Origin of the sequence: Pseudomonas sp. 9.1(2019) (assembly GCF_009910445.1) — a bacterium.
Lineage (GTDB): Bacteria > Pseudomonadota > Gammaproteobacteria > Pseudomonadales > Pseudomonadaceae > Aquipseudomonas > Aquipseudomonas paraversuta.
Genome location: NZ_VBWF01000004.1, coordinates 82,688 through 109,663 on the forward strand (window position 1 = coordinate 82,688; position 26,976 = coordinate 109,663).

The window sequence follows — 26,976 nt, forward strand, 5'->3', positions numbered from 1 at the left end:
AATTACAGAGGATTCCCGATGAGCAATGTTCGCAGCGACAAGCCTTTTATCCTGGCTGGCCGTACTTATCAGTCGCGCCTGTTGGTGGGCACTGGCAAGTACCGTGACATGGAAGAAACCCGCCTTGCCATCGAGGCATCGGGTGCTGAAATTGTCACCGTCGCCGTGCGTCGTACCAACATCGGGCAAAACCCTGGCGAGCCGAACCTGCTCGATATCCTGCCACCGGATCGCTATACCATCCTGCCGAACACGGCCGGTTGCTATGACGCGGTAGAAGCCGTACGCACCTGCCGCCTGGCCCGTGAGCTGCTCGACGGCCACAATCTGGTCAAGCTGGAAGTACTGGCGGATCAGAAAACCCTGTTCCCCAATGTGATCGAAACCCTCAAGGCCGCAGAGATCCTGGTCAAGGAAGGTTTCGACGTGATGGTGTACACCAGCGATGACCCGATCATCGCCCGCGAGCTCGAGGCCATGGGCTGCATCGCCGTGATGCCGCTGGCCGGGCTGATTGGCACCGGTTTGGGGATCTGTAATCCCTACAACCTGCGGATCATCCTTGAAGAAGCAAAAATTCCGGTGTTGGTGGATGCGGGCGTGGGTACTGCCTCCGACGCCACCATTGCCATGGAAATGGGCTGCGAGGCGGTGCTGATGAACTCGGCCATCGCCAATGCCCAGCACCCGATCATCATGGCCGAAGCCATGAAACACGCCATTGTGGCGGGCCGTCTGGCGTATCTGGCCGGACGCATGCCGAAAAAACTCTATGCCAGCGCCTCTTCGCCGCTGGATGGTCTGATCAAGTAAGAGCCACTGATGACTGAATCACTCGACACCCCAACCCCGGAAGAAGGCGAAGATCGCCAGCACCGTCGCATCAAGAGTTTTGTGATGCGCGCCGGGCGTATGACCGAAGGCCAGCAACGTGGCCTTGACCAGGGCACGCCGCTGTACGTGCTGCCGCTGGCTGATGCGCCTGTCGATTTCGACCAGGTATTCGGCCGCTCGGCGCCGCGGACCCTCGAAATCGGTTTCGGCATGGGCCACTCCTTGCTGGAAATGGCGGCTGCTTCGCCTGAGCAGGACTTTATCGGGGTTGAGGTTCACCGTCCGGGTGTCGGCGCGCTGCTCAATGGCGTACTGACCCAAGGGCTGACCAACCTGCGGGTTTACGATTGCGATGCGATCGAAGTACTGACCCGTTGCGTGGCCGACAACAGCCTGGATCGCCTGCTGCTGTTCTTCCCGGACCCGTGGCACAAGAGCCGTCACCACAAGCGCCGTATCGTGCAGGCGTCCTTTGCCGAACTGGTGCGTTCCAAGCTCAAGGTCGGCGGTGTGCTGCACATGGCCACCGACTGGGAACCCTATGCCGAATACATGCTGGAAGTGATGAACGTCGCGCCGGGCTATCGCAATCTGGCCGAAGATGGCCGTTGTGTACCGCGCCCGACCGAGCGCCCGGTGACCAAGTTCGAACGCCGCGGCGAACGTCTTGGGCATGGCGTGTGGGATCTGAAGTTCGAAAAACTGTAAGCACCAACCTTTGTGGGAGCTGGCTTGCCAGCGATGGCATCAACGCGGTCTGACGGTAAACCGCGTCGTCTGCATCGCTGCCAAGCCAGCTCCCACAATGTTTTCAGTCTTCGCATCAGCGCCGGTCAGCCACAACCCCGATCAACACCAGCACCACCAACAACACCGGCGCCAGGCTGTAGTTGTTGAACTGGCCGAGGCCGCGTTCGACCCAGGGCGTGGCGTAAATCAGAGCCGCACCGCTGCCCACCAGGCACAACAAGGCCATCAGGGGCACACGCAAGGCACCGGCAACACTTCCCAGACGTTGTTCGACCCAACCTTTGAAGTCGGCACCGAACAGCACCAGCAAGCAGCCGATCAGGGCCAGCGAGATCTCCGAGAGGTGGCTGCGGCTCCAGCGCGATACGGTAGCAAGCAGGTCTAGTACCAAGTCCATTCGAGTTCCTTAGATCAGAAAGTGCTGCAGCAAGTCGTTGAGAAACAGCTGGCCCCGGGCAGTTGCTGCCAGGCGTGACGGTTCGACCTGCAATAGGCCGCTTTGTTCGGCAGCATCGCGTCCGCTTTTCAAGCTTTCGAGTGCCAGCCCGGTACGCTCGGGGTAGAGCGCAGCATCGACGCCATCGGTCAGGCGCAAGGCGTTCATCAGAAACTCAAACGGTAGCTCTTCAGCAGTCAGAACTTTCTCGCCCGCCTGGAAGTTTTTGCTCGGGTTCAGGTAATCCTTCGGCAGGCGGGTTTTCCAGGTGCGGATTATGCGGCCATCGGGATGGCTCAATTTGCCGTGGGCGCCAGCACCGATACCGATAAAGTCGCCAAAGCTCCAGTAGTTCAGGTTATGCCGCGCCGGGCGACCCGGCTGGGCGTAGGCCGAAACTTCGTACTGGGCATAGCCGTGTTCGGCCAGCAGTGCCTGACCGGCTTCCTGAATGTCCCACAGAGTGTCGTCCTCAGGCAGGACCGGCGGCTGGTTCCAGAACACCGTGTTGGGTTCCAGCGTCAGTTGATACCAGGACAGGTGTGTCGGCTGCAGGGCGATAGCCTGGCGCAAGTCGCTCAGGGCGTCGTCCAGCGACTGATCGGGCAAACCGTGCATCAAGTCCAGGTTGAAGTTATCAAAGCCGGCCAGGCGCGCCATACCGGCCGCACGTACGGCCTCGTCACCGTTGTGGATGCGGCCCAGTGCTTCGAGCTTCTCTTGCTGGAAGCTCTGGATACCTATCGACAGTCGGTTGATCCCCAGCTTGCGGTAAGCCACGAACTTTTCCTGCTCGAAAGTACCGGGGTTGGCTTCCAGGGTGATTTCGATATCGCTGGCGAACGCAATTCGCGCTTCGACACCCTTGAGCAGGCGCCCCAGGGACCGGGCGCTGAACAGGCTTGGTGTGCCGCCGCCGAAGAAGATCGAACTCAGCTCGCGGCCATACACCGCGTGCAGGTCCTGATCGAGGTCGGCCAGCAGTGCGTCGACGTACTCGTCTTCAGGCAGCACCGGGCTGGCGGTGTGGGAGTTGAAGTCGCAATACGGGCATTTGCGCACGCACCACGGAATATGGATGTACAGCGACAGGGGCGGCAATTGCGTCAACGGCGCGCGTGGCGCCTGCTGAGTAAAGCCAGCCGCACCCAGATAGAGCGGCTGTGGAGGAGTGTCGTGGGTCATTTCAGGCCCAGACGCTGACGCAGCAAGACCATGGCACGGGCCCGATGGCTCAGCTGGTTTTTTTCGCCCGGGCTGAGGTCGGCACTGGAGCAATTGCGCTCCGGAACCCAGAACAACGGATCGTAACCGAAACCGTGCGCACCGCTGGCGGCAGGCAGGATGCGCCCGTGCCACAAGCCTTCGCAGATAATCGGCAACGGATCTTCGGCGTGCCGGACCAACGCCAGCACGCAGACAAATTGCGCGCCGCGTTCGGCTTCGGGTACGTCTTTGAGGGCCTCGAGCAGCTTGGCGTTGTTGGCCGCATCACCCTTGCCGTCGGCGTAGCGGGCCGAGTAAATACCCGGCGCGCCACCGAGAAAATCCACCGCCAGCCCGGAGTCGTCGGCCAGTGCCGGCAAACCCGAGATACGCGCGGCATTGCGCGCTTTAAGAATCGCGTTTTCAACGAACGACAAGCCGGTTTCTTCCGGTTCAACGCTGCTGAATTCTCCAATCGAGCGCAACTGCACCGACTCGCCGAGCATGGCCTGAAGTTCTTTGAGTTTGCCGGCGTTGTGGCTGGCCAGTACCAGTTGCGTGAAGTTGATCATTAGAGCGGAGCGACCTCTTGGGAGTAATCGATGGATTTGGTTTCGCCGTTGACCTTGAGCTCGATATCGAAAATGAAGGTGGCAGGCTGATTGACCGGGAATTGAGCGAAGTAGTCGATCGCACCCTTGTCATCAATCACTTGCTTGAAGGTCAGGGGCCGGGCCTTTTTCTCGCCTTCGACGCGCACGGTACCCTTGACGGTGGTGGCGACTTTTTTACCGGCGGTGTCCAGATTGATATTCAGGCCACCCAGTTGTTTGCTGCGTTCCAGTTTGTATTTGGCTGCAATTTCAGGCGACAGGAAGTCCGACATATAGGCGTTGTAATACACCTTGGTGCCGCCGACCGTGGCCTGGCCAGCCGCCATGGCCTGCATGGCGAAGCACATTGAAAGCATTAGTAATCCAATACGACCCATCGTCTTTCTCCTTGAGCGCTGATTTAAACCGCGACCTGATGATCCTGAAGGCCGGGGCTGCTGACACGATAAATGCCAATCTCGCCCAACAGGTTAGGCCATAACTTGCTGGCCCACCCGTGGCGGTGCTGCTGATCGACAGCAAGGCGGTTGATCACCCGGGCTTCGCGACCTCGGCACAGCTCTTCAAAGTCTTCGAAGGTGCAGAAGTGGATGTTCGGCGTGTTGTACCAGGTGTAGGGCAGAAACTCGGATACCGGCATCCGGCCCTTGCTGGCCAGGTACCAGCGGCAGCGCCAGTGGCCGAAGTTCGGAAAGGTAATGATGCACTGGCGCCCGACGCGCAGCATTTCGTCGAGAATCCGGTCGGGGTAGTGCACGGCCTGCAGCGCCTGGGTCATGACCACGATATCGAAACTGTTGCTGGCGAAGTTGCCCAGCCCCTTGTCCAGATCCTGCTCGATGACGTTGATGCCCTTGGCGACGCACTCGGCGATATTGTCCGGGTCGTTTTCCAGGCCATAGCCGGTGACTTGCTTGTTGTCGCGCAGCCAGCTCAGCAGTTCGCCATCACCACAACCGAGGTCGAGCACGCGGCTGCCGGCGGGGATCCAGTCTTGGATGATTTCCAGGTCGGCTCTCATGGCGTTCTCACAGTTCTATGCGGTTCATGTAATTACTGAAGGCTTGCAGGTAACGCGGGATCGGGATCAGGAAGGCGTCATGGCCTTGCGGAGCATCGATCTCCAGATAGCACACGTCTTTCTTCGCCGCCATCAGGGCATCCACCAGTTCCCGTGAGCGCGCGGGCGAGAAACGCCAGTCGGTGGTGAATGACATCACGCAAAAGCGCGCCTTGGCTGAGGCGAAGGTTTTGGCCAGGTCGTCATCGAAGTTGGCCGCCGGGTCGAAGTAGTCCAGCGCCTTGGTCATCAGCAAATAAGTGTTGGCGTCAAAGCGCCCGGAGAACTCTTCACCCTGATAACGCAGGTAGCTTTCAACCTGGAACTCCACGCTGTGGAAGTCGTAGTTGAGGTTTTCGTTCTTCAGGCCACGGCCAAATTTCTCGCCCATCGAGTCATCGGACAGGTAGGTGATGTGCCCGACCATGCGCGCCAGCATCAGGCCGCGCTTGGGAATTACGCCCTTTTCCTGGAACGAACCACCGTGGAACTCGGGGTCGGTGAGGATGGCCTGGCGAGCGACTTCGTTGAACGCGATGTTTTGCGCCGACAGTTTTGGCGCCGAAGCGATGGCCAGGCAATGACGCAGCCGGTCCGGGTAGCTGATGCTCCACTGCAGCGCCTGCATGCCGCCCAGGCTGCCACCGATGATGGCGGCCCACTGGTCGATGCCCAGCCGGTCAGCCAGGCGTGCCTGGCTGTGGACCCAGTCTTCAACGGTCAGTACCGGGAAATCGGCACCAAACGGGCGACCGGTTTCTGGATTGATACTGCTGGGACCGGTAGAGCCATTGCAGCCGCCGAGATTGTTCAGGCTGACGACGAAGAACTTGTTGGTATCGATAGGCTTGCCGGGCCCGATGCAACTGTCCCACCAGCCGGGCTTGCGCTCATCGATGCTGTGGTAGCCGGCAGCGTGATGGTGCCCGGAGAGGGCGTGACAGATCAGCACGGCATTGCTGGCCGTGGCATTGAGCTGGCCGTAGGTTTCGTAAATCAGGTCATAGGCAGGCAATGAACGGCCGCAGGCTAAAGCCAGGGGTTCGCTGAAGTGCGCCATTTGTGGCACAACCAGACCAACGGAATCGGGGGGAAAGGCGGCTGGCATCGACCCTGCTCTCTTTAAATGAGGCGTAAGTCTAATGAGCGGGGGAGTGGGCGGCAAGCAATGCTCCGGGCTGATTTCGGAGGCGCTCGAAGACTGCCTTTGCGGGAGCTGGCTTGCCAGCGATGCAGCCGACAACTTCGGCCTGGAAACCGCAATGATGCAATCGCCGGCAAGCCGGCTCCCACAGAAGAAACAGTATTCAGGCTGGCTTTGTCAGCCCCGGCAAATCCGGCAGTTTTTTCGGCGCGTGCAAACGCACGCGTTTCTGCCGGTTGAGTTCACCGCTGATCAGGCTGACCTGACTTTTGGCTATACCGAACGCCTTGGCCAGAAAGGCCAGCAGATGGGCGTTGGCCTTGCCTTCTACCGGTGGGGCGGTGAGGCGGATCTTCAGACGTTCACCGTGCAGGCCGGCGAACTCATCGCTGCTGGCCTTGGGTTGCAGGTGGCAGTCGAGAATCAGGTCCTCGCCGTCCCAACGGAAGTAGCTCATCAGATCAGGCCGAACAACACGACCGGCATGCCGACATACATGGCCAAAGGCGGGATCACGTAGCTCTGGATCAGCTGAATTACCATGAACGCCAGGATCGGCGAGATATCCAGCCCGCCCATGCTTGGCAGCATGCGGCGGAACGGCGCCAGGGCCGGCTCGGTGATCTGGTTCACCAGTTCGGCGCCCGGGCTGGTGCTACCAGGAGCAACCCAGGACAGGATCACGCTGATGATCAGGGCAAAGAAGAACACCTTCAAGAACAGCGCGGTCACGCCAATGATGGCCCAGGCCAGCAGCCCCAGAATGTTGAACGACATGTAGCTCAGGGTCAGCACTATGGCGAAGATCACCATTTGCACCAGAATCGCCAGCACCAGCGATGACATGTCCAGGCCAAACAGGCTCGGGATCACACGGCGCAGAGGCTTGAGCAGCGGCTGCGTGGCTTTGACCGTGAACTGGCACAGCGGGTTGTAGAAGTTGGCCCGTACCAGTTGCAGGATGAATCGCAGCAGGACGATCAGCAGGTAGAGGCTACCCAGGGTTTGAATTACGAAAATGGCAGCGCCATTAAGTCCAGACATCATGTGCTCCTTATTGACCCAGTTGTTCGGCCATTTCGGCCGAGCGGTGCGCGGCGGCACTCAATGCTTTTTCGACCGAGGCTGCAAAACCGTCGGCCTGGAATGATTTGATCGCAGCTTCGGTGGTACCGGCGGGCGAGGTTACGCGGCGGCGCAGCTCGGCGGCATCGACATCACTGGCCACGGCCATGTGCGCCGCCCCCAGCGCTGTCTGCTCGGCCAGTTGCTTGGCCACTTCGCGTGGCAGGCCGAGTTTGACCCCGGCGTCGGCCATGGCTTCGATCAGCAGGAAGAAATACGCCGGACCGCTGCCGGACACAGCCGTGACGGCATCGATCTGGACTTCGGTATCGACCCAGACCGCGATCCCGACGGCTGACAGCAAATCTTCAGCCTGCTGGCGCTGTTCGGTGGTAACGGCGGCAGTCGCGAACAGGCCGCTTACACCTTTACCGAGCAATGCCGGAGTATTGGGCATGCAGCGTACCAGCGGCTGGTTGCCCAGCCAGTTCTGCAGGCTGGTGCAGGTGATGCCTGCGGCAATCGAAATAAGCAACTGATGCGGTTCGAGATGCGCGCGCAGGTCCTGGCACACGGCTTTCATGACTTGCGGCTTGACCGCAATGACAATCACGTCAGCGTCCTGAACCGCCTGCGCGTTGTCGGCAAACAGTTCTATACCGTGCTCGGCCGAGACCCTGGCCCGGGTTTCGGCGCCCGGATCGCTGGCGCGGATCTGTGCGGCATCCAGACCTTTGGCCAGCAGGCCGCCGATCAGACTGGAAGCCATATTCCCGGCCCCGATAAAGGCAATACGCATGTTGCTCATAACAGATCCTTATAAAAATTGAGGTCGGTCTTATCAGGCCTGGCCGTAGTCGCGGGCACCAAACAGCGCGGTACCGATGCGTACCCAGGTGGCGCCTTGGGCAATGGCCGACTCCAGGTCGTGGCTCATGCCCATGGAAAGTGTATCGAGCCCCAGGTTCAGGCTTTGTTGCAGATCACGCACTGTTGCAAAGGCCGCGTCCTGCTCGGCCCGGTCCTCAGTGGGCTCCGGTATCGCCATCAAGCCGCGCAACTTCAGGCGCGGTAAGCCGTTGATGGCGGCTGCCAGTGCAGGCAAATCCTGCGGGGTACAGCCGGACTTGCTGGCTTCTCCACTGACGTTGACCTGGATGCAGATATTCAGTGGTTCCAGGTCTGCCGGGCGCTGTTCAGACAAGCGCTGGGCAATTTTCAGGCGGTCCACTGAGTGCACCCACGAAAAATGCTCGGCGATATCGCGGGTCTTGTTCGATTGAATGGGGCCGATGAAGTGCCAACTCAAGGGCAGGTCGGCTAATTCGACCTGTTTGGCACGGGCTTCTTGCAGGTAGTTTTCGCCAAAATCGCGAACCCCGGCGGCATAGGCCTCGCGCAGCGCTGCAGCGGGTTTGGTCTTGCTGACCGCGAGTAAGTGAATGCTCGTCACATCACGTTGCACAGCCAGTGCCGCGGCACGGATGCGTGCCTCAACTTCAGCGATGTTGTCAGCTATCGTGGACATTCGTTAAGCCCGCCGTTGTGAAAGTCTGCGGCATTCTACTGGAATTGGGAGGGGGGATGGATATCGCCGACCTGTTGGCATTGAGTGTCAGTAGTGGCGCTTCGGACTTGCACCTGTCAGCAGGTGTCGCACCCATGCTGCGGGTCGATGGTGAGATGCAGCAGTGCGGGCTGCCGGTGTTCGGGCCAGATCAGGTGCGGGGGCTTATCCACAGTCTGATGACAGACGCGCAGCGCAGCGCTTTCGAAACCGGGCATGAAGCCGATTTCTCTTGTGCACTTGCCGGGCTGGGCCGGTTCCGGGTCAACGCTTTCGAGCAACAGCGTGGCGCGGGGGCAGTGTTGCGCAGCATTGCCCAACGGGTACCGAGCCTTGAGTCACTGGGGCCGGGCGAGGTGTTTCGTCAGCTTTGTCGCCTGCCCCACGGCCTGATATTGGTCACTGGTGCCACCGGCTCCGGTAAATCCACGACCCTGGCCGCGATGATCGACCACCTTAACCGTAGTCGTCAGCAACACATACTCACCATTGAAGACCCGATTGAATTCATCCATCAGCCGGCCCGCTGCCTGATCAACCAGCGTGAAGTGCACCGTGACACCCACAGTTTTTCGGCAGCGTTGCGCTCGGCGCTGCGCGAAGATCCGGATGTGATCATGCTGGGCGAAATGCGCGACCTCGAGACCATCCGGCTGGCCCTGACGGCAGCTGAAACCGGACACCTGGTACTGGCCACGCTGCATACGTCTTCGGCGGCCAGAACCATCGACCGGATGGTGGATGTGTTCCCGGCAGAAGAAAAGGCCATGGTGCGCTCCATGCTGTCCGAGTCACTGCAGGCGGTAATTTCCCAGACGCTGGTCAAGAAGGTTGGCGGGGGCAGGGTAGCGGCTCACGAAATCATGCTGGCGACACCGGCAATCAGGAACCTGATACGGGAAAACAAGGTTGCGCAGATGGTCTCGGCGATCCAGACCGGTGGGGCGGTCGGCATGCAGACGCTGGAGATGAGCCTTGGCAGGCTTAGTGAGGCGAGGGTGATCGAAACGTTGTAGGGGCTGTGGATGAAAAAAGGCTGCGATCTTCAAGATCGCAGCCTTCGTGCCTCGACAGCTCCAGCGAGCAGGTTGGCGCTCTTAGCGCTGAACAACCTGCAGACTGGCTTTCTCTTTCGGCAGTACGCGCTTGGCGACTACGTAATGGCTCTGCCAGTAAGGCTTTTTCAGGGTGTCGATGGTGACCGACTTGCCGCGACGTGGCGCGTGGATGAACCGGTCGTTGCCCAGGTAGATGGCAACGTGGTTGACCTTGCGGCTCTTGATGTTGAAGAACAGCAGGTCGCCGGGTTTCAGATCCTTGCGTTCGACCTTTTGCCCGTGGCCGCTGGCCATTTCGCTGGAGGTACGTGGCAAATCAACCGCTGCAACGTCATTAAAGGCGTATTTCACCAGCCCGCTGCAATCAAACCCTTTACTTGGGCTGCTGCCGCCCCAACGATAAGGGGTGCCCAGCACGTTGACGGCGCGGCTCAATACCGTGCTGCTCTGCATGTTGGCGGCGGTCAGCGAAGCATTGGCGATTTTGCCGGGCGCTTTGCGATGAGCCTTGCTGGACGCAGGACGTGCTACGGTTTTGTTGCTGGTCTTGCTGTTAGAGGCGACATAAGCAGCACCCGCAGATGATTTTGCGGTGTAGCCGGTGAAGCCCGAAGGAAGATGTTGCTCACGATTGGTGGCGTGGGCGGCCAGTGGCATTAACAGGCAAATGGTTAGCCATGTCTTGAATAAAGGACGCATTCGGCAGGGCTCTATGGTGGTAAGCGCGAAACTTTATAACAGCTTTTTTGTCCTTTCTCAGGCCGTTTGTCGATTGGCCCTGGGGGTGAAAAAGCACAAAAGTACTGGCAAATTGTCCCATGGCTGCAGCGCAGGTCAGGTGGTACAAGGCTTTGCGCCATTTTTTGTAAGACACTTTTACCTGTTGCGTGACAGTAAAAAAGTCACAAAAAAATCCACAATATTTTTCTATCAGCACCAAAGAGGGCATTTATGAGCGGCTATCGAGACGATGTACAACGCGATACCCACAGCAAGGTGTTGGGTTATTTGCTGTGGATTTTCGGATTTCTGGGGGCGCATCGCTTCTATTACGGCAAGCCGGTGACCGGGACGATCTGGTTTTTCACCCTGGGCTTGTTGGGAATTGGCTGGCTGATCGACCTGTTCCTGATTCCGAGCATGGATCGCGAAGCCGACCTGCGTTTCACCTCGGGTGAAACCGACTACAGCGTGGCCTGGATTCTGCTGACCTTCCTGGGTGTGCTCGGTGTGCACCGCATGTACATGGGCAAATGGATCACCGGGATCATCTACCTGTTTACCGGCGGGTTCTTTCTGATCGGTATCCTTTACGACTTCTGGACCCTGAACGAACAGATTTCGATCAAGAACGCCGAGCGCCGTTAAGGCACAGCGCAAAACATGCAGAAGCGGTCTTGCTCGCGATCTTTTATGTGTTCAAAAGATCGCGAGCAGCCCGCTTCTGCAGATGCTTAGCCTTCGTAGCTGATCCGGCCATCCACCAGCGTGTAACGCACGGCACTTGGCAGGCAATGGCCAAGGAACGGGCAGTTGTCGCCTTTGGAAAGCCATTTCTCACCGGCCACGGTGGAAGCTGCCGGGTCGAACAGCACCAGATCCGCCGCGCAACCCACCGCCAGGCGTCCGGCCGGCAGGCGCAAGGCATCGGCCGGGCCAGCGCCCAGGCGAGCCAGCAAGGTCGGCAAGTCCAGCAAACCGTCTTCTACCAGGGTCATTGCCAGCGGTAATAACAGCTCAACGCTGCTCATGCCCGGCTCGGTGGCACCGAAGGGTGCAAGCTTGGCATCGCGTTCGTGGGGCTGGTGATGGCTGGAGATGGCTTGCACCACGCCCGACTTCACGGCTTCGCGCAGACCGTCACGGTCGGCCCGGGTCCGCAGCGGCGGTTGCACGTGGTACAGGCTGGAGAAGTCCACCAGCGCCTCATCCGTCAAAATAAGCTGATACAGCGCCACATCGGCCGTCACCCGCAAACCGCGAGCCTGGGCCTGGGCAATCAGGGCCACGCCCCGGGCGCTGGTCAGCTGGCTGAAGTGGGCGCGCACGCCACTTTGCTCAACCAGCAGCAGATCACGGGCCAGCGCTACGGTTTCGGCGGTTTCAGGGATGCCCGGCAAACCGCGGAAGGCGGCCATCGGACCGTCGTGGGCAATGCCGCCTTCAGCCAGATCGCGATCCTGGGAGTGGAAAATCACCGTCAGGTCGAATGTAGCCGCATATTCCAGCGCCCGGCACAGGGTGCGGGTGTTGGTGAAACTGCTGAGACCGTTGCCGAAGGCGACGCATCCGGCGTCACGCAGAGCGATCAATTCGGCCAGCTGCTCGCCTTCCAGGCCTTTGCTCAGGGCGCCAATCGGGAACACCTTGCAGTTTCCGGCTTCACGGGCGCGGTCGAGGATCAGCTCGGTGACGGCCGAGGTGTCCAGCACCGGTTTGGTCTGAGGCGGACAGCACAGGCTGGTCACGCCACCGGCAGCGGCAGCGCGGGTTTCGCTGGCGATGGTGCCTTTGCGGCTGTAGCCCGGCTCGCGCAGGGCAACGTTCAGGTCAACCAGCCCGGGAGCGGCCACCAGGCCTTTGGCTTCGATGGTTTGAGTCGGGGTAAAACCTGCCGGGGCAGCGCCAATGGCAATGATTTTGCCGGCTTCCAGATGCAGGTCGGTCACTTGATCCAGCTTGCTGCACGGATCAATCACGCGGGCGCCGAGAATGCTGAGCTTCACTGGGCGTTCTCCTGTTCGAATTGGCGCTGGGCCGTTTGCCCGCTCATGGTCATGGACAACACCGCCATGCGCACGGCGATGCCATAGGTTACCTGGTTGAGAATCACCGAATGCGGGCCGTCGGCCACCGCCGACTCAATCTCCACGCCACGGTTGATCGGGCCCGGGTGCATGACGATGCAATCGGGCTTGGCCCCCGCCAGGCGGGCCGTAGTCAGACCGAACAGGCGGTAGAACTCGCCTTCGCTCGGCAGCAGGCCGCCGGACATGCGCTCGCGCTGCAGGCGCAGCATGATCACCACGTCGACGTCTTTCAGGCCTTCGGTCATGTCGGTGTAGACCTTGACCCCGTATTGCTCGATGCCGATCGGCAGCAGGGTTTTCGGTGCAATCACGCGGATATCCGGGCAGCCCAGGGTTTTCAGGGCAATCATGTTCGAACGCGCGACCCGCGAGTGCAGGATGTCGCCGACTATGGCTACCGACAGGTTTTCGAAGCCGCCCTTGTGGCGACGGATCGTCAGCATGTCGAGCATGCCCTGGGTCGGGTGCGCGTGCCGGCCGTCGCCGCCGTTGATGATCGCCACCTGCGGGCACACATGCTCGGCAATGAAGTGCGCGGCCCCGGAGTCGCCGTGGCGTACCACGAACATGTCGGCGGCCATGGCTTCAAGGTTGCGCAGGGTGTCGAGCAGGGTTTCGCCCTTGCTCGCGGACGAAGTCGACACATTGAGTGTGATCACGTCGGCGGACAGGCGCTGTGCGGCCATCTCAAAGGTGGTGCGGGTGCGGGTGGAGTTTTCGAAGAACACATTGCACACGGTTTTGCCGCGCAGCAACGGGACCTTCTTCACCGCCCGGGCGCCGACTTCGAGGAACGAGTCGGCGGTATCGAGTATTTCAGTCAGCAGCTCGCGGCGCAGTCCGTCGAGGGACAGAAAGTGGCGCAGCTGGCCCTGATCATTGAGCTGTAGCGGGCGCTTGGCGTCTATGGGCGTCATCGCAAAGGTCTCTTAGGCAAGGTCTTGAAGTTCGAGGGTCAATGGCGCCGGGCCGGACAGTTTTACCCGCTCGGTCGGTTTCAGGGGCAGGGTCGCACCCACCACGTCGGGCCTGATCGGCAGTTCGGCCGCGTCCAGATCCAGCAGGCTGACCAGTGTCACGCTGGCTGGACGACCATAGTCGAACAGTTCGTTAAGCGCGGCCCGAATGGTACGACCGCTCATCAGCACGTCATCGATCAGGACCAGATGCTGGCCTTCAATTTCGAATGGCAGCTCGGAAGGGCGAACCTGCGGGTGCAGCCCGTTCTGGCTGAAATCGTCGCGGTAGAAAGACACATCCAGCGTGCCCAGTGGCGAGTCGCTGTCCAGCGCGCGCAGCAGTGCCTGGGCAACCCAGATACCGCCAGTACGAATGCCAATGAAGCGCGGCTCGGTGATGCCGCGCCGGGCGAGATGGGCCTTGAGGTCGAGGGCCATCTGGGAGATCAGTTCAGCGGGAACAGGCAGGATCATGGTGGCTCCTTAAAAGGCCCGCAAGGCGAAGCCTGCAGCGGCGGGCGCAAACAATGGGGCGCGTCAGTGATACAAACGCAGGGTCAGGCTTTGGATTGAGACTTGGCCAGGAACTCGTCGATCCAGCTTTGCAGCACCAGCCTGGCGGCAATGGCATCCACAGGGTTGTCACGAAAACTGCCGCGCTGGCCGCCCTGGGCGATACGCTCGCCCTTGGCCTCAAAAGTGGTCAGGCGTTCATCGTGCTCATAAGCGGGCAAATTGAAACGGCCATTGAGCCGATTGGCAAATTTTTTGGTCCGTGCGCACAGCGGGCTTTCGCTGCCATCCATGTTCAGGGGCTTGCCGACAATCAGCACGTCGGGTTTCCACTCTTTAATGAGCTTTTCGATCTCTTCCCACTTCGGAATGCCGTTCTCGGCTTTCAGGTTGCACAGTTCACGGGCCTGGCCGGTGATCATCTGGCCAACGGCGACCCCGATGGAGCGGGTGCCGAAGTCGAAACCGAGCACAAGACGAATGTCGTGCCCGGTCATCAGGAATGGCCTGCTTGGGTGCTTAACAAATTGAGGTTCACTCCGAGGTGTTTGGCGGCGGCGTCGAGGCGCAACTCGCTAGAGGTGTCAAACAGGACGTGGGTTGAGTAGGGGCAGGTCAGCCAGGCATTGTCGGCCAGTTCGGCCTCCAGCTGGCCGGCGTCCCACCCGGCATAGCCCAGGCAAATCAGGCTGCGTCGCGGCCCGTGCCCGTCAGCAATACTGAACAGCACGTCGGCAGAGGTGCTCAGGGCCAGTCCGTCCTCCAGCTCGACGGTGGCGTCAAAGCTCATGCCGACCGGGTGCAGGACAAAACCGCGATCAACCATCACCGGTCCGCCGCCGTAGATCGGCACATGCTGGCACAAGGGTGCGCAGGCCGTATCAGGGCGCAGTTGCTCAAGAATGTCCGCCAGACTCAGATCCATTGGCCGGTTGATCACCAGGCCCATGGCACCATTGGCCGTGTGCTCGACGATGTAGGTCAAGGTGTGTGCAAAGTTCGGGTCAGCCATGTGGGGCATGGCGATCAGGAATTGATGCTTGAGGTAGGTCGGTGCGTGCTTTTTCATGAGCCTTAGTGTGGCGCTGGCAAGGTGAACTGACAAGTTTGGCGGATGAAGATTGCTGACTCTGCAGGAGCGAGCCTGGCTCAATTGCTCGACAACCTGTCGCCCTGGGCAAACTTCCAGGTGCGGATGATCTCCAGCCGGTCGATGTCTGCCAGATCGCCAGTGAATGGCGCAAAAGGCGCCGCCAGCCTTACGATTCGTTGCGCCGCCTGATCCAGCAGCGGTTGCCCGGATGACTCAAGTACCAGCACTTCGTGCAGTGAGCCGTCGCGATTGATCGACACCAGCAGCCGCAGCTTGCCGTAGATCTTTTCGCGACGGGCCTGTTCGGGGTAGTTGAGGTTGCCGACGCGTTCGATTTTTTTGCGCCAGTCCTCTTTATACCAGGCACCCTTGTCGCGCATGGTCGAAGCGGCACTCATGCGGTAGATCTTCGGGCGCTTGGCGTACAGCTGCTGCTCGTTGGCCAGTTCGGCTTCGAGGCTGGAAATCTCGCTGGACAGCTGTGAGCTGTCGAACGTGGGAACGCTGGCCTTGGGCGCCGCTTCGGTTTTGACCTTTTGCGGTTCGCGCGGGGCCTTGTTCGGTTTCGGGGCGACGGTGGTGACTGCCGCCTTGGGCGCTGCCTTTGGCTGTTCGGGTCTGGCGGCGGGAGGCGGGGTGACCTTTTTGACCGTATTGTCCTGGAACGGAGCGACCTCTGTGGTCTTGGGCACGGCTTTCTTGTCCAGCGTACCGCTGCCTTGCTGGTTGTCCTGTGCCAGGAAGTCCGCTTTGTCCGGAGCTTTCTCGCTTTTGAACGTCGAGAGGGTGATTTCCAGGGTTTTACTGATTTTCCTGGGCTCGCTCATGCTGAAACCCACACCCAGAATCACTGCGATATGAATCAGCGCCGCGACCATCAGGGTAAAACCCAGGCGATCGGCCGCTCTCACGCCTTTATGGCTGAGTTCGGGGGGCAGGTCGCTGGGGAGTGTCATGACAGAAAGACCAACATTGCGCGTTACACAGGTCGCGCATGATAGCGCAATGTTGGTTTTTAGCTGCAAGGAGGGAAGGGGCAAGCCTCAAGCGGCAAGCTAAAAGCGATACGCCCCAAACTTGCCGCTTCGCTACATTGCGCCTTTAAACTTTCGGCTTGGCGCTTGAAGCTTGCAGCTTCGATGCAATCGCATCCATCAACAGGGCGCCGATATTGGTGCCGAAAGCATTGTCGATCTCGCGGATGCAGGTCGGGCTGGTGACGTTGATTTCGGTCAGGTGTTCACCGATCACATCCAGACCGACGAACAACAGGCCTTTCTCCCGCAGGGTCGGGCCGACCTGGGCTGCGATCCAGCGGTCCTTGTCACTCAGTGGCCGTGCTTCACCACGGCCGCCTGCGGCCAGGTTGCCACGGGTTTCGCCTGCGGCCGGAATGCGCGCCAGACAATAGGGTACGGGCTCGCCGTCGATCATCAGGATGCGCTTGTCGCCGTCCTTGATCGCCGGCAGGTAGCCTTGGGCCATGATTTGCTGAGTGCCGTTGGCGGTCAGGGTTTCGAGAATCACCGACAGGTTTGGATCACCCACCCGATGGCGGAAAATCGAAGTGCCGCCCATGCCGTCGAGCGGCTTGAGGATCACGTCACCGTGGGTGGCGGCGAATTCGCGCAGGACATCGGCGCGGCGGCTGACTACGGTCGGCGGCGTGCACTGGGTGAATTGGGTGGCGAACAGCTTTTCGTTGCAGTCACGCAGGCTCTGCGGCTTGTTGACGATCAATACGCCGTCGCGCTCGGCTTGTTCCAGCAAGTAGGTGGAGTACACGAACTCCATGTCGAAGGGCGGGTCCTTGCGCATCAGGATCACGTCCAGATCGCTCAGGGCGGTATCGGCTTCGGCGTCCAGCTCAAACCATTTTTGCGGATCGGCGAAGACCTTGAGCGGCTTCATCCGCGCCCGGGCCTTGCCTTCGCTCAGGTAGAGGTCTTGCTGCTCCATGTAGAACAGGGTCCAGCCGCGATCCTGTGCGGCCAGCAACATGGCCAGCGAGCTGTCCTTCTTGTAGGAAATGCCCGCAATGGGGTCCATGACAATCCCGACTCGAACGCTCATGGCGAATTCCTCATATAAAATTGGCGAAGATCTCACCCGTAGAAAAGTTCGCGAGCAAGCTCGCTTCTGCGGGTTAGTAAAAGGCTTTTAAAAGTGGCGCCAGAGTGGCGCTGAGCGGGGGCCCGGTCAAGGAAAAACCACCTGCCCCGCGTCACGCCGGGTCGCCCGATAGATTGCAGGTCGTGACTGTGCTAAAAAGGCTCGCACAGTACTTTCAGCCCTTGTCCATCAAGGAGTTGGGTTTTCAAGCCGCACATTTGTAACAAAACGGGTCGCCACGCGACGGTAGAGCACATATGGAAAAGCAGTCCAGCGCCTTGAAGGTGATGGTGATTGACGATTCAAAAACCATTCGCCGTACCGCCGAAACGCTGCTCAAAAACGTAGGGTGCGAGGTCATCACGGCCATCGACGGTTTTGATGCCCTGGCCAAGATTGTCGATCACCATCCGCATATCATCTTTGTCGATATCATGATGCCGCGCCTGGATGGTTATCAGACTTGCGCACTGATCAAGAACAACCGGGCGTTCAAGTCGACGCCGGTAATTATGTTGTCATCCAAGGACGGGCTGTTCGACAAGGCCAAGGGGCGGATAGTGGGTTCTGATCAATTTTTGACCAAGCCCTTCAGCAGGGACGAACTGTTGAGTGCGATCAAGGCTCATGTGCCCGGTTTCAATATTGTCCCGAACGCTCAATGATGCCCGGCCAGCCGGCCGCTTACCTTTTTTAATGGGGAACACCATGGCTCGCATTCTGATCGTCGATGACTCGCCGACTGAAATGTACAAATTGACCGGCATGCTGGAAAAGCACGGTTACGTCGTGCTCAGGGCTGAAAACGGCGCGGACGGCGTCGCCCTGGCGCGTCTGGAAAAACCCGATGCGGTCTTGATGGATATCGTGATGCCGGGCCTCAACGGGTTTCAGGCGACCCGACAGCTGACCAAAGACTCCGAAACCAGCCATATCCCGGTGATTGTCGTCACCACCAAAGACCAGGAAACCGACATGGTCTGGGCTACCCGCCAGGGTGCCAAGGACTATCTGACCAAGCCGATCGAAGAAGAAAAGCTGATTTTGACGCTCAAACAAGTACTCAAAGATAACCCTCCAAAATGACGGAGGCCCTGTGCCGGACTCTCTGACCGCCTTCGAGTTGCTGCTGGAGATAGATCAGCGCTGTCGCTCGCTGGCGGCGGGTCTGGCACCTGCACAAGTCCAGGCCGACAACTGGAGCGGTATCGGTTTCCGGATCGGCGAGCATTGTTTCGTGGCGCCGATGGGGGAAATCGCCGAAATCCTCCATGAACCGCGTTTTACCTTGCTGCCGGGAGTAAAACCCTGGGTCAAGGGCGTGGCCAATTTGCGCGGGCAGCTGCTGCCCATCCTCGATCTGTGCGGTTTCTTCGGCGTGGAACTGTCACCTTTGCGCAAGCAGCGCCGGGTGCTGGTGCTGGAATACCAGGAGATATTTGTCGGACTGCAGGTAGATGAGGTGCTGGGCATGCAGCACTTCGCCCAGGCCGACCTCGATACCGACGTGCAGGCATTGCCCCACCCCATGTTTGCGCCCTACGTGCAGGGGCATTTTGCCGGCAGCCCGGTATGGTGGGTCTTCAGCCCCTTTGCCCTGGCCCAGGCACCGCAGTTCTGGGCGGTGGCGGTGTGAGCCGCCGCCACTTTGTACCTTCAGCAATGACACGGGACCCCGGGACCTGATCGATGACCACAGCCAATACCGCTAAACCAATGGAAGGGTCGCGCAGTCGCTCCCAGATCATCGTGCTTTTTATCGCCCTGATCGTGTTCATCATGCTGTTGTTCGCCAACTTTGCTTACCTCAATACCCAGTCCAACTACGACAAGCAGTACATCAGCCATGCGGGTGAGTTGCGGGTGCTTTCGCAGCGTATCGCCAAGAACGCCACTGAAGCGGCTGCCGGCAAGGCGGCGGCGTTCCGCTTGCTCAGCGATGCGCGCAATGATTTCAGCCAGCGCTGGGGCTTCCTGAAAAAAGGCGACCCGGCCACTGGCCTGCCCCCGGCGCCCCATGCCGTGCACAAGGAAATGCAGGCGGTGCAGCGCGACTGGGAGCAATTGCTGGATAACACCAACGCCATTCTGGCAAGTGAGCAAACCGTCCTGTCGCTGCATCAGGTCGCCGCCACCCTGGCGGAAACCGTGCCGCAGTTGCAGGTCGAGTACGAAAAGGTTGTGGAAATCCTCTTGCAGCGTGGCGCTCCTGCCAGCCAGGTGGTGTTGGCTCAGCGTCAGTCCTTGTTGGCCGAGCGCATTTTGGGCGCGGTCAACACCGTACTGGCCGGTGATGAGAATGCAGCGCAGGCCGCAGGTGCCTTTGGCCGCGATGCCAACCGTTTCGGGCAAGTGCTCAACGGCATGCTGGAAGGGAGTGAGGGGCTGAGAATTACTCAGGTCGAAGACAAGGACGCACGTACCCGCTTGCTGGAAATCTCGGAGCTGTTCCAGTTTGTATCCGGTTCGGTGGACGAGATTCTCGAAACCTCCCCCCAGCTGTTCCACGTGCGCGAAGCGGCGAACAATATCTTCAGCTTGTCGCAGACCTTGCTCGACGAGGCGTCGAACCTGGCCAACGGCTTTGAAAACCTGGCCAGCGGACGCTCGCTGGACATCATCGGCGGCTATGTATTGGGCCTGCTGGCGCTGGCGTCGATCATCCTGATCGGGATGGTGATGGTGCGCGAAACCAATCGCCAGCTGCGGGAAACCGCTGAAAAGAACGAGCGCAATCAAAACGCGATCATGCGCCTGCTTGATGAAATCGAAGACCTGGCCGACGGCGACCTGACCGTGACGGCCTCGGTCACGGAAGACTTTACGGGCGCCATTGCCGACTCCATCAACTATTCCATCGACCAATTGCGCGGACTGGTGGCGACCATCAACCTGACTGCGGGTCAGGTGGCGGCGGCGGTGCAGGAAACCCAGGCCACTGCCATGCAACTGGCTGAAGCCTCGGAACATCAGGCGCAGCAGATTGCAGAGGCATCGGGGGCGATCCAGCAAATGGCCCACTCCATCGATCAGGTTTCGGCCAACGCCTCAGAGTCCTCGGCGGTGGCGGAGCGCTCTGTCGCCATTGCCAACAAAGGCAATGAAGTGGTGCACAACACCATTCACGGCATGGACAACATTCGTGAGCAAATTCAGGACACCGCCAAGCGGATTAAACGCTTGGGCGAGTCTTCCCAGGAGATCGGCGACATTGTCAGTCTGATTGATGACATTGCCGATCAGACCAATATCCTGGCCCTGAACGCGGCCATCCAGGCTTCGATGGCCGGTGATGCCGGACGCGGGTTTGCCGTGGTGGCTGACGAAGTCCAGCGCCTGGCAGAGCGCTCTTCGGCGGCCACGCGGCAAATCGAAACCCTGGTCCGGGCCATTCAGGCCGACACCAATGAAGCGGTTATTTCCATGGAGCAGACCACCACCGAAGTGGTGCGCGGTGCTCGTCTGGCACACGATGCCGGTGTGGCCCTGGAAGAAATCGAAGGTGTATCGCAAAACCTTGCCGATCTGATTCAAAGCATTTCCAACGCCGCCCAACAGCAGACCACCTCGGCGGCGCAGATTTCCCTGACGATGAACGTGATTCAGCAAATCACCAACCAGACCTCATCCGGTTCCACTGCCACCGCCGACAGCATTGGCAACCTGGCCAAAATGGCCAGCCAGTTGCGGCGTTCAGTGTCCGGGTTCACCTTGCCCGCCACGCAAAAACCACGTGAGCCACAGTAATGGTTGACCGGCACGACTACGTAGCCCTCGAATGGGTCAAAGGCGATATTGCCGACACCTTGAAACAGGCACGTGTGGCGCTGGGAGAGGACGGGCAGCCGCCCACTGCCCAGATGCTGGAACAGTGCCTGGACTGTATTCATCAGGTGCATGGCAGCCTGTTGATGGTGGAGTTCTACGGCGCCGCCTTGCTGGCCGAAGAGATGGAGAAACTGGTGATTGCCCTGCAGCAGGGCCGTGTCAGCCAGCTCGACGAAGCCTTGCGCCTGTTGCAGCAAGCGTTCAGGCAGTTGCCCTTGTATCTGGACCGTGTACACAGTGCCCGGCGTGACTGGCCGCTGGTGGTGCTGCCGCTGCTCAATGATTTGCGCACCGCCCGAGGTGAAGCACTGCTCTCGGAAACCAGCCTGTTCAGCCCGCCCTTGCAGCACTTGCCCGAGCTGGACCAGGCCGCATTGGCCCGCTTGCTGCCGCCACAATGGCCGCATCAGCTGCGGGCCCTGCGCCACACCTTGCAATCCGCGCTGCAGGGTTTGCAGCGTGAAGAAGAGGTGCAGGCCAGTCTGGAGCTGATGGCGGGGGTGTTCGCCCGCCTCGAAAGCATGTGCCACGGCGCGCCGCTCAATGCACTGTGGAAAATCTCCGCGGCGCTGGTGGATGGCATGCTCCGCGGGCGGGTGGCCAACAGCCCGGCGTTGCGCAGCCTGTTCAATGAATCGGACAAAGAACTCAAGCGCCTGCTGGAACAAGGCATAGACGGCATCAACCAGCCTGCGCCCGAAGAACTGCTGACCAGTTTGCTGTTTTACATCGCCAAAGCCGAACAGCCGACCACCAAAATGCTCGCGCTGAAAACCCGCTATGAGCTGGACGAAGCCATGCCCGACGCGGCCATGGTGGATGAAGAGCGTGCGCGGCTGGCGGGGCCCGATCGCGATGCCATGCGCTCAGTGGTGGCGGCATTGTGCGAAGAGCTGGTGCGGGTCAAGGAGCGTCTGGACCTGTTTGTGCGCAGCGACCGCTCCCACGTGTCGGAGCTGAGCAGCCTGATGGCGCCTTTGCGGCAGATCGCCGATACCCTGGCCGTGCTGGGTTTTGGTCAGCCGCGTAAAGTCATCATCGACCAGTTGGCCGTGGTCCAGAGCCTGGCCCAGGGGCAGCGTGAGCCCACCGATGCGGTGTTAATGGATGTCGCTGCGGCCTTGCTCTATGTCGAGGCCACGTTGGCCGGCATGGTCGGCAATGCTGAACCGTCGCAGCGCGAAGAGAGCCGTCTGCCCACCACCGATCTGATGCAGATCCATCAACTGGTGATCAAAGAGGCGCGCATCGGCCTCGAAGAAGTCAAAGACCTGATCAGCGACTACCTGGCGGCAGATTTTGATCGCCAGCATCTGCAACCACTGCCCGAACTGCTGACGCAAATCCGTGGCGCCCTGGCGATGATCCCGCTGACCCGTGCCGCCAGCCTGCTCGAGGCCTGCAACCAATACTTGGGCGAACAGCTACTGCTGCCAGCCAGACCGCCGTCTGCGCAGCAGCTTGAACAACTGGCGAATGTGCTGATCAGCATCGAATATTACCTGGAGCGCCTCTCCCAGGACCCCGGGGCCAGCGGCGAACAGGTGCTGGATCGGGCCGAGCACAGCCTCAATGAACTGGGTTATGCCCCGGCAGAGCGCCAGGTGCCAGTGCTCAATGACCGCCTCAGCCCGGCCGAAGTGCTGGCCATGCAGATCTCTCAGACCCTGGAAGGGCCCCTGGTGGCGCAGAGCCTGGCCGATGTTCTGGCCAGCCCGGTGTCAGCGCTCAACCCGCCGGCACAACATATTCCCGGCAGCTTGCTACCGCCCCCGGTAGACGAGGCAGCAGTCGATGAAGAACTGCTGGAAGTCTTTCTTGAAGAGACCGACGAGGTTCTGGTCGCCCTGCATGACTATTTGCCCCAGTGGATAGCCAACCCGGCCGACAGTGCTGCACTGGCCGAACTGCGGCGGGCCTTTCACACGCTTAAAGGCAGCGGGCGCATGGTCCGGGCGCTGGTGCTGGGTGAGCTGGCCTGGGCTGTCGAGAATCTACTCAACCGGGTGATTGAGCGCAGCGTGGCGCCAGGGCCGCAGATCTATCAGTTGCTGGAAGAGGTACTGGTGATTATCCCGGAGCTGGTGCAGGAGTTTGCCGAGCTTAGCCAGCGTCAGCGCGAAGATGTCGACCGATTGGCCGCACGGGCCCACAGCCTGTCAAAAAGTAAGCCGTTGCCGTTGCTGATCGAGCAGGACAGCAGCGGTACTGATCCGCAACTGCTGGATATCTTCCGACAGGAAGCACAAACCCACCTCGGCAGCCTTGACCATTTTCTCGATCAGGCCAGCCAGCAATTACCGTTGCCTGCCAGCGACGACCTGCAACGCGCCATGCATACCCTCAAGGGCAGCGCCCACATGGCCGGTATGTTGCCGATGGCGGAGCTGGCCACGGCCCTGGATCATCTGGTTCGCGAGTACAAGGGGCACCAAATCAGCCTGGACCGGGATGAAATCGAACTGCTGCTGGAGGCTGACAGCTTGCTGCATCGCGGCCTCAAGCAACTGGATGTCGACCCGCAGGCTGAAATCCATGGTGCCCGGCCCCTGATCAAGCGTATCGAGCAATTGATCGCCAGTCGTGTGGATGAATTGATCAATGCTCCCGGGGGCAGTCTGGAACCCAAGCGCGATCCTCAGCGCATCGCCGAGTTTCTGGCCGAAAGCATGGACAGCCTGTTTGACGCCGAAGACCTGCTATTGCACTGGCGCGAGAACCCGCACGAGCGTCAGGGGCTGGATGGGTTGCTCGAGCATCTGACCGGCCTGGCCGAGTCCGCGCATCTGCTGGACTTGCAGCCTTTCGACGCGCTGTGCGAAGCCTTGCTTGATCTGTATGGCGCCGTTGAAGAAAGCAGCTTGGCGGTCAGTGAGCGTTTTTTCACCGAGGCCAATAACGCCCATGAAGCACTGATCAACATGCTCGACCAGCTGGCGGCGGGGCAAGAAATCACCCCGCAGCCGGTGCTGATCCAGACCCTGCACGACCTGTTGCATGAAGGTCTGGCACCTGAAGCCACGGGCCTGATCCGTCGGGAGGGCACCAAAACCCTGGAGATTACCGAGTTGGGCGCCGCCACGGCGCAGCTGGGTGCCAGCCAGGGGCCGGCGAGCAGCATTCAGTCCGACGCGGCCCAAGGCAATGGCGACCCTGAGTTGCAGGACATCTTTCTGGATGAGGCTTTCGACATTCTCGAAAGCTCGGGTGCGGCCTTGGTGCGTTGGCAAGCCGACCCGCAGAACCATATGGAAGTCGAAAACCTGCTGCGGGACTTGCACACCCTTAAAGGGGGCGCGCGCATGGTTGAAGTTGCGGCCATCGGCGACTTTGCCCACGAGCTGGAAACCCTGTTCGAAGATATTTCCGTGGGTTTTCTGGCGCCCGGTGCGGACCTGTTCATGTTATTGCAGCGCTGTCATGACCAGCTGGCGCAAATGCTTGATGCCTTGCGCAGTGGTCAGCCGTTGCCCTCGCCACAGGTGCTGATCGAGCGCATCCGGCAGATCGAGCGCAGCACCCGGCAACCTGGCCCGAGTGCTGTGCCGAGCAAACCGGAGCCGGCTGGCGCGGTGGTGCCGGAAGGCGAGCGTACCGGGCTGGACACGGTCAAGGTGCCGGCCGAACTGCTGGAGGACTTGCTCAACCTGGCGGGGGAAAGTTCGATCATCCGCGGGCGTGTGGAGCAGCAAGTCAACGATGCCCAGGTTGCCCTCAACGAAATGCAGACCACCCTGGAGCGGATGCACGATCAGTTGCGCCGGCTCGACAGCGAAACCCAGGGGCGCCAGCATAATCGTCAGCACACCGAGGGTGACGGGGTGGCCTACGATGAGTTTGATCCGCTGGAAATGGATCGCCATTCGCTGCTGCAGCAATTGTCCCGGGCACTGTTCGAGTCGGCATCTGACTTGCTCGACCTCAAGGCCACCCTGGCCGCGCGCAATCGGGATGCCCAGGGCCTGCTGCAAAAGCAGGCGCGGGTGAACACTCAGTTGCAGGAAGGCCTGATGGGCACGCGCATGGTGCCGTTCGAGCGGGTGTTGCCGCGCCTTAAACGGATTGTCCGGCAAGTGGCCAGCGAGCTGGGCAAGCAGGTGGACTTCAGTGTCATCAATGGCGAAGCCGAGATCGACCGCAATGTGCTGGAGCGGATGGTGGCCCCCCTCGAACACATGCTGCGCAATGCCGTCGACCACGGCCTGGAGCCGGCGCACGTGCGCCGGGCCAGCGGTAAACCCGAGCAGGGGCTGATTACCCTTGAGCTGTCCCATGAAGGCGGCGATGTGGTGTTCGACATGCATGATGATGGCGCCGGAGTGCCCCTTGAAGCGGTGCGGCGCAAGGCCATCCTGCGCGGGCTGCTCGACCCGGCTTCCAGCATCTCGGACCGCGACGTGTTGCAGTTCATCATGCAGCCGGGCTTTTCCACGGCGGAAAAAATCACCCAGATTTCCGGGCGTGGCGTGGGCATGGACGTGGTGCACGAAGAAGTGCGCCAGCTGGGCGGTAGCATGACCATCGACTCGGTGGCCGGCCAGGGCGTGCACTTTCAAATCCGCCTGCCGTTCAGTGTCTCGCTCAATCGGGCGCTGATGGTGCAGTGCGCCGACGAGCAGTACGCCATCGCCCTCAATACTGTCGAGGGCATTGTGCGGGTCATGCCCAATGAATTGGAGGGCTACTACCAGCTCAACCCGCCGCTGTATCACTACGGCGGCCAAACCTACGAATTGCGTTATCTGGGTGAACTGCTGCAAACCGTGGGCAAGCCCAGGCTGGCTGGCGAAAACCATTCGGTACCGGTGTTGCTGGTGCATTGCCAGGACCAGCGGGTGGCGCTGCAAGTCGATGCGCTGGCAGGGTCGCGGGAAATCGTGGTCAAAAGTCTGGGGCCGCAATTCACCGGGGTTCAGGGCTTGTCCGGTGCCACCATTCTGGGTGACGGGCGAGTGGTATTGATCCTTGATCTGCTGGCCTACATTCGCGCCCACCAGGCGCGCCTGCCTTTGTTGCAGGCGCAACAGCGGGCGGTCGGTGCCCTGGAGTTCTCCCCGGCGTTGCGCCCGGCGCTGGTGCTGGTGGTCGATGATTCGGTCACCGTGCGTAAAGTCACTAGCCGTCTGCTGGAGCGCAACGGCATGAACGTGATCACCGCCAAGGACGGGGTTGATGCCATGAGCGTGCTCGAAGAACACACCCCGGACCTGATGCTGCTGGACATTGAAATGCCGCGTATGGATGGCTTTGAAGTCGCCACCCGCGTGCGCAACAACCCTCGTCTTAAAGACCTGCCGATCATCATGATCACCTCGCGTACCGGGCAAAAGCACCAGAACCGGGCCATGGCCATCGGCGTCAACGACTACCTGGGCAAACCGTATCAAGAGTCGGTGTTGCTGGAGCGCATCGCCTACTGGAGCAAGTTCAATGCTTGATCACCGTGTGGGCAGCCTGACCGGGCTGCTGCTGCCGCTGGTGGACCGTTACCTGCTATTGCCCAACGTTGCCATAGCGGAGCTGATCGACTGGCAGCGCGGCGAACCCAGCAGCGACTCGCCGCCCTGGCATCTGCGGCAGATCACCTGGCGCGACCGTGAATTGCCGCTGATCAGTTTCGAAGCCGCGTGCGGCAGCCCGCTGGTGATTGGCGAGCGGGCACGCATCGTCATTCTCAATACGTTGGGGGGCAATCCGCAGCTCAAGTTCATCGCCATGGTGGTGCAGGGCATCCCCCGCTCCTACAAAGTCGATAGCCAATTGAGCTTTGTCGACGTGCCGCTGTGCCCGCTGGAGCGTGCGGCGGTGCAAGTGGGAGATCACGTGGCCAGGATTCCGGATCTGCTGGCGCTGGAGAGATTGGTGATGGGGGAAGAGGTTTAACTGCGCCAGCAAAGTTTCAGCAGGAGCAGCCTTGCACTTCTCGA

At 60.3% G+C, this 26,976-nt stretch carries 28 protein-coding genes; 10 read left to right on the forward strand and 18 right to left on the reverse strand.

Annotated features, from left to right (window positions below; genetic code table 11):
• Nucleotides 1–18: 18 nt before the first annotated feature.
• Both FEZ21_RS04945 and trmB read left to right on the forward strand, forming a co-directional pair.
• Nucleotides 19–813 carry a thiazole synthase gene (locus FEZ21_RS04945; RefSeq protein ID WP_004419719.1) on the forward strand — a complete coding sequence of 265 codons (795 nt, stop codon included), beginning with the start codon at nucleotides 19–21 and terminating at the stop codon, nucleotides 811–813.
• 9 nt (nucleotides 814–822) lie between these two features.
• A complete protein-coding gene (trmB, locus tag FEZ21_RS04950) occupies nucleotides 823–1,542 on the forward strand; it encodes a tRNA (guanosine(46)-N7)-methyltransferase TrmB (RefSeq protein WP_004419716.1) in 720 nt (239 codons plus the stop codon).
• Between the two features lie 115 nt (nucleotides 1,543–1,657).
• Here the strand turns inward: trmB and FEZ21_RS04955 are convergent, their stop codons facing one another.
• The 10 genes from FEZ21_RS04955 to FEZ21_RS05000 all read right to left on the reverse strand — a co-directional run bounded on the left by FEZ21_RS04955 (nucleotide 1,658) and on the right by FEZ21_RS05000 (nucleotide 8,637).
• The gene (locus FEZ21_RS04955; protein ID WP_004419711.1) at nucleotides 1,658–1,981 is read right to left on the reverse strand and encodes a DUF3392 domain-containing protein; all 324 of its coding nucleotides are present in this window, start codon (nucleotides 1,979–1,981) and stop codon (nucleotides 1,658–1,660) included.
• A gap of 9 nt (nucleotides 1,982–1,990) precedes the next feature.
• A complete protein-coding gene (hemW, locus tag FEZ21_RS04960; protein WP_160626583.1) occupies nucleotides 1,991–3,205 on the reverse strand; it encodes a radical SAM family heme chaperone HemW in 1,215 nt (404 codons plus the stop codon).
• Nucleotides 3,202–3,798, reverse strand: coding sequence for an RdgB/HAM1 family non-canonical purine NTP pyrophosphatase (rdgB, locus tag FEZ21_RS04965; protein WP_004419705.1), 597 nt, complete (start codon nucleotides 3,796–3,798; stop codon nucleotides 3,202–3,204). The genes hemW and rdgB overlap by 4 nt, the downstream gene beginning before the upstream one ends.
• On the reverse strand, nucleotides 3,798–4,217 hold the full coding sequence (locus FEZ21_RS04970; protein WP_010656710.1) for a DUF4426 domain-containing protein: 420 nt from the start codon (nucleotides 4,215–4,217) through the stop codon (nucleotides 3,798–3,800). Before FEZ21_RS04970 ends, rdgB begins: the two co-directional genes overlap by 1 nt.
• 23 nt (nucleotides 4,218–4,240) lie before the next feature.
• Nucleotides 4,241–4,861 (reverse strand): methionine biosynthesis protein MetW, encoded by a 621-nt coding sequence (gene metW, locus FEZ21_RS04975; RefSeq protein WP_004419699.1) that lies wholly within the window; start codon nucleotides 4,859–4,861, stop codon nucleotides 4,241–4,243.
• Nucleotides 4,862–4,868: 7 nt separating this feature from the next.
• Nucleotides 4,869–6,008 carry a homoserine O-acetyltransferase gene (locus tag FEZ21_RS04980; RefSeq protein ID WP_004419696.1) on the reverse strand — a complete coding sequence of 380 codons (1,140 nt, stop codon included), beginning with the start codon at nucleotides 6,006–6,008 and terminating at the stop codon, nucleotides 4,869–4,871.
• 199 nt (nucleotides 6,009–6,207) lie between these two features.
• Complete coding sequence (locus FEZ21_RS04985; RefSeq protein ID WP_004419693.1) at nucleotides 6,208–6,501, reverse strand: DUF167 domain-containing protein; 294 nt, start codon at nucleotides 6,499–6,501, stop codon at nucleotides 6,208–6,210.
• Nucleotides 6,501–7,088: a YggT family protein gene (locus tag FEZ21_RS04990; protein WP_004419690.1), complete on the reverse strand. Its 588-nt coding sequence runs from the start codon at nucleotides 7,086–7,088 to the stop codon at nucleotides 6,501–6,503. The genes FEZ21_RS04985 and FEZ21_RS04990 overlap by 1 nt, the downstream gene beginning before the upstream one ends.
• 10 nt (nucleotides 7,089–7,098) lie before the next feature.
• Nucleotides 7,099–7,917: a pyrroline-5-carboxylate reductase gene (gene proC / locus FEZ21_RS04995; RefSeq protein ID WP_160626585.1), complete on the reverse strand. Its 819-nt coding sequence runs from the start codon at nucleotides 7,915–7,917 to the stop codon at nucleotides 7,099–7,101.
• A 33-nt stretch (nucleotides 7,918–7,950) separates the two neighbouring features.
• On the reverse strand, nucleotides 7,951–8,637 hold the full coding sequence (locus FEZ21_RS05000; protein WP_004419686.1) for a YggS family pyridoxal phosphate-dependent enzyme: 687 nt from the start codon (nucleotides 8,635–8,637) through the stop codon (nucleotides 7,951–7,953).
• Nucleotides 8,638–8,693: 56 nt separating this feature from the next.
• On the opposite strand from FEZ21_RS05000, the gene FEZ21_RS05005 reads away from it, so the two are divergent.
• Complete coding sequence (locus FEZ21_RS05005) at nucleotides 8,694–9,692, forward strand: type IV pilus twitching motility protein PilT (RefSeq protein ID WP_004419683.1); 999 nt, start codon at nucleotides 8,694–8,696, stop codon at nucleotides 9,690–9,692.
• Nucleotides 9,693–9,773: 81 nt separating this feature from the next.
• Here FEZ21_RS05005 and FEZ21_RS05010 read toward each other — a convergent pair whose 3' ends face one another.
• Nucleotides 9,774–10,433, reverse strand: coding sequence for a C40 family peptidase (locus FEZ21_RS05010; RefSeq protein WP_004419681.1), 660 nt, complete (start codon nucleotides 10,431–10,433; stop codon nucleotides 9,774–9,776).
• Between the two features lie 252 nt (nucleotides 10,434–10,685).
• On the opposite strand from FEZ21_RS05010, the gene FEZ21_RS05015 reads away from it, so the two are divergent.
• Nucleotides 10,686–11,102, forward strand: coding sequence for a TM2 domain-containing protein (locus FEZ21_RS05015; RefSeq protein WP_004419677.1), 417 nt, complete (start codon nucleotides 10,686–10,688; stop codon nucleotides 11,100–11,102).
• A gap of 86 nt (nucleotides 11,103–11,188) precedes the next feature.
• Here FEZ21_RS05015 and FEZ21_RS05020 read toward each other — a convergent pair whose 3' ends face one another.
• The 7 genes from FEZ21_RS05020 to gshB all read right to left on the reverse strand — a co-directional run bounded on the left by FEZ21_RS05020 (nucleotide 11,189) and on the right by gshB (nucleotide 17,182).
• Nucleotides 11,189–12,460 (reverse strand): dihydroorotase, encoded by a 1,272-nt coding sequence (locus FEZ21_RS05020; protein ID WP_004419675.1) that lies wholly within the window; start codon nucleotides 12,458–12,460, stop codon nucleotides 11,189–11,191.
• Nucleotides 12,457–13,461: an aspartate carbamoyltransferase catalytic subunit gene (locus FEZ21_RS05025; RefSeq protein WP_004419674.1), complete on the reverse strand. Its 1,005-nt coding sequence runs from the start codon at nucleotides 13,459–13,461 to the stop codon at nucleotides 12,457–12,459. The genes FEZ21_RS05020 and FEZ21_RS05025 overlap by 4 nt, the downstream gene beginning before the upstream one ends.
• 12 nt (nucleotides 13,462–13,473) lie before the next feature.
• Nucleotides 13,474–13,977 carry a bifunctional pyr operon transcriptional regulator/uracil phosphoribosyltransferase PyrR gene (pyrR, locus tag FEZ21_RS05030; protein WP_004419672.1) on the reverse strand — a complete coding sequence of 168 codons (504 nt, stop codon included), beginning with the start codon at nucleotides 13,975–13,977 and terminating at the stop codon, nucleotides 13,474–13,476.
• Between the two features lie 83 nt (nucleotides 13,978–14,060).
• Nucleotides 14,061–14,513, reverse strand: coding sequence for a Holliday junction resolvase RuvX (ruvX, locus tag FEZ21_RS05035; protein ID WP_160626587.1), 453 nt, complete (start codon nucleotides 14,511–14,513; stop codon nucleotides 14,061–14,063).
• Nucleotides 14,513–15,085 (reverse strand): YqgE/AlgH family protein, encoded by a 573-nt coding sequence (locus tag FEZ21_RS05040; protein ID WP_160626589.1) that lies wholly within the window; start codon nucleotides 15,083–15,085, stop codon nucleotides 14,513–14,515. The genes ruvX and FEZ21_RS05040 overlap by 1 nt, the downstream gene beginning before the upstream one ends.
• An 80-nt stretch (nucleotides 15,086–15,165) precedes the next feature.
• A complete protein-coding gene (locus tag FEZ21_RS05045) occupies nucleotides 15,166–16,065 on the reverse strand; it encodes an energy transducer TonB (protein ID WP_004419668.1) in 900 nt (299 codons plus the stop codon).
• 145 nt (nucleotides 16,066–16,210) lie between these two features.
• Nucleotides 16,211–17,182, reverse strand: a complete 972-nt coding sequence (gene gshB, locus FEZ21_RS05050) for a glutathione synthase (protein ID WP_004419666.1) — start codon at nucleotides 17,180–17,182, stop codon at nucleotides 16,211–16,213.
• A 296-nt stretch (nucleotides 17,183–17,478) separates the two neighbouring features.
• Between gshB and pilG the strand changes: the two genes are divergently transcribed.
• From pilG to FEZ21_RS05080, 6 genes are read left to right on the forward strand one after another with little or no spacing between them, the layout of a single operon-like run.
• Nucleotides 17,479–17,886, forward strand: coding sequence for a twitching motility response regulator PilG (gene pilG, locus FEZ21_RS05055; protein WP_004419664.1), 408 nt, complete (start codon nucleotides 17,479–17,481; stop codon nucleotides 17,884–17,886).
• A 43-nt stretch (nucleotides 17,887–17,929) separates the two neighbouring features.
• Complete coding sequence (gene pilH / locus FEZ21_RS05060; RefSeq protein ID WP_004419663.1) at nucleotides 17,930–18,307, forward strand: twitching motility response regulator PilH; 378 nt, start codon at nucleotides 17,930–17,932, stop codon at nucleotides 18,305–18,307.
• Nucleotides 18,308–18,317: 10 nt separating this feature from the next.
• Nucleotides 18,318–18,857, forward strand: coding sequence for a chemotaxis protein CheW (locus tag FEZ21_RS05065; RefSeq protein ID WP_004419661.1), 540 nt, complete (start codon nucleotides 18,318–18,320; stop codon nucleotides 18,855–18,857).
• A gap of 53 nt (nucleotides 18,858–18,910) precedes the next feature.
• A complete protein-coding gene (locus tag FEZ21_RS05070; RefSeq protein WP_004419659.1) occupies nucleotides 18,911–20,968 on the forward strand; it encodes a methyl-accepting chemotaxis protein in 2,058 nt (685 codons plus the stop codon).
• On the forward strand, nucleotides 20,968–26,487 hold the full coding sequence (locus tag FEZ21_RS05075; protein WP_160626591.1) for an Hpt domain-containing protein: 5,520 nt from the start codon (nucleotides 20,968–20,970) through the stop codon (nucleotides 26,485–26,487). The genes FEZ21_RS05070 and FEZ21_RS05075 overlap by 1 nt, the downstream gene beginning before the upstream one ends.
• Nucleotides 26,480–26,932 (forward strand): chemotaxis protein CheW, encoded by a 453-nt coding sequence (locus FEZ21_RS05080; protein WP_160626593.1) that lies wholly within the window; start codon nucleotides 26,480–26,482, stop codon nucleotides 26,930–26,932. Before FEZ21_RS05075 ends, FEZ21_RS05080 begins: the two co-directional genes overlap by 8 nt.
• Nucleotides 26,933–26,976 lie beyond the last annotated feature (44 nt).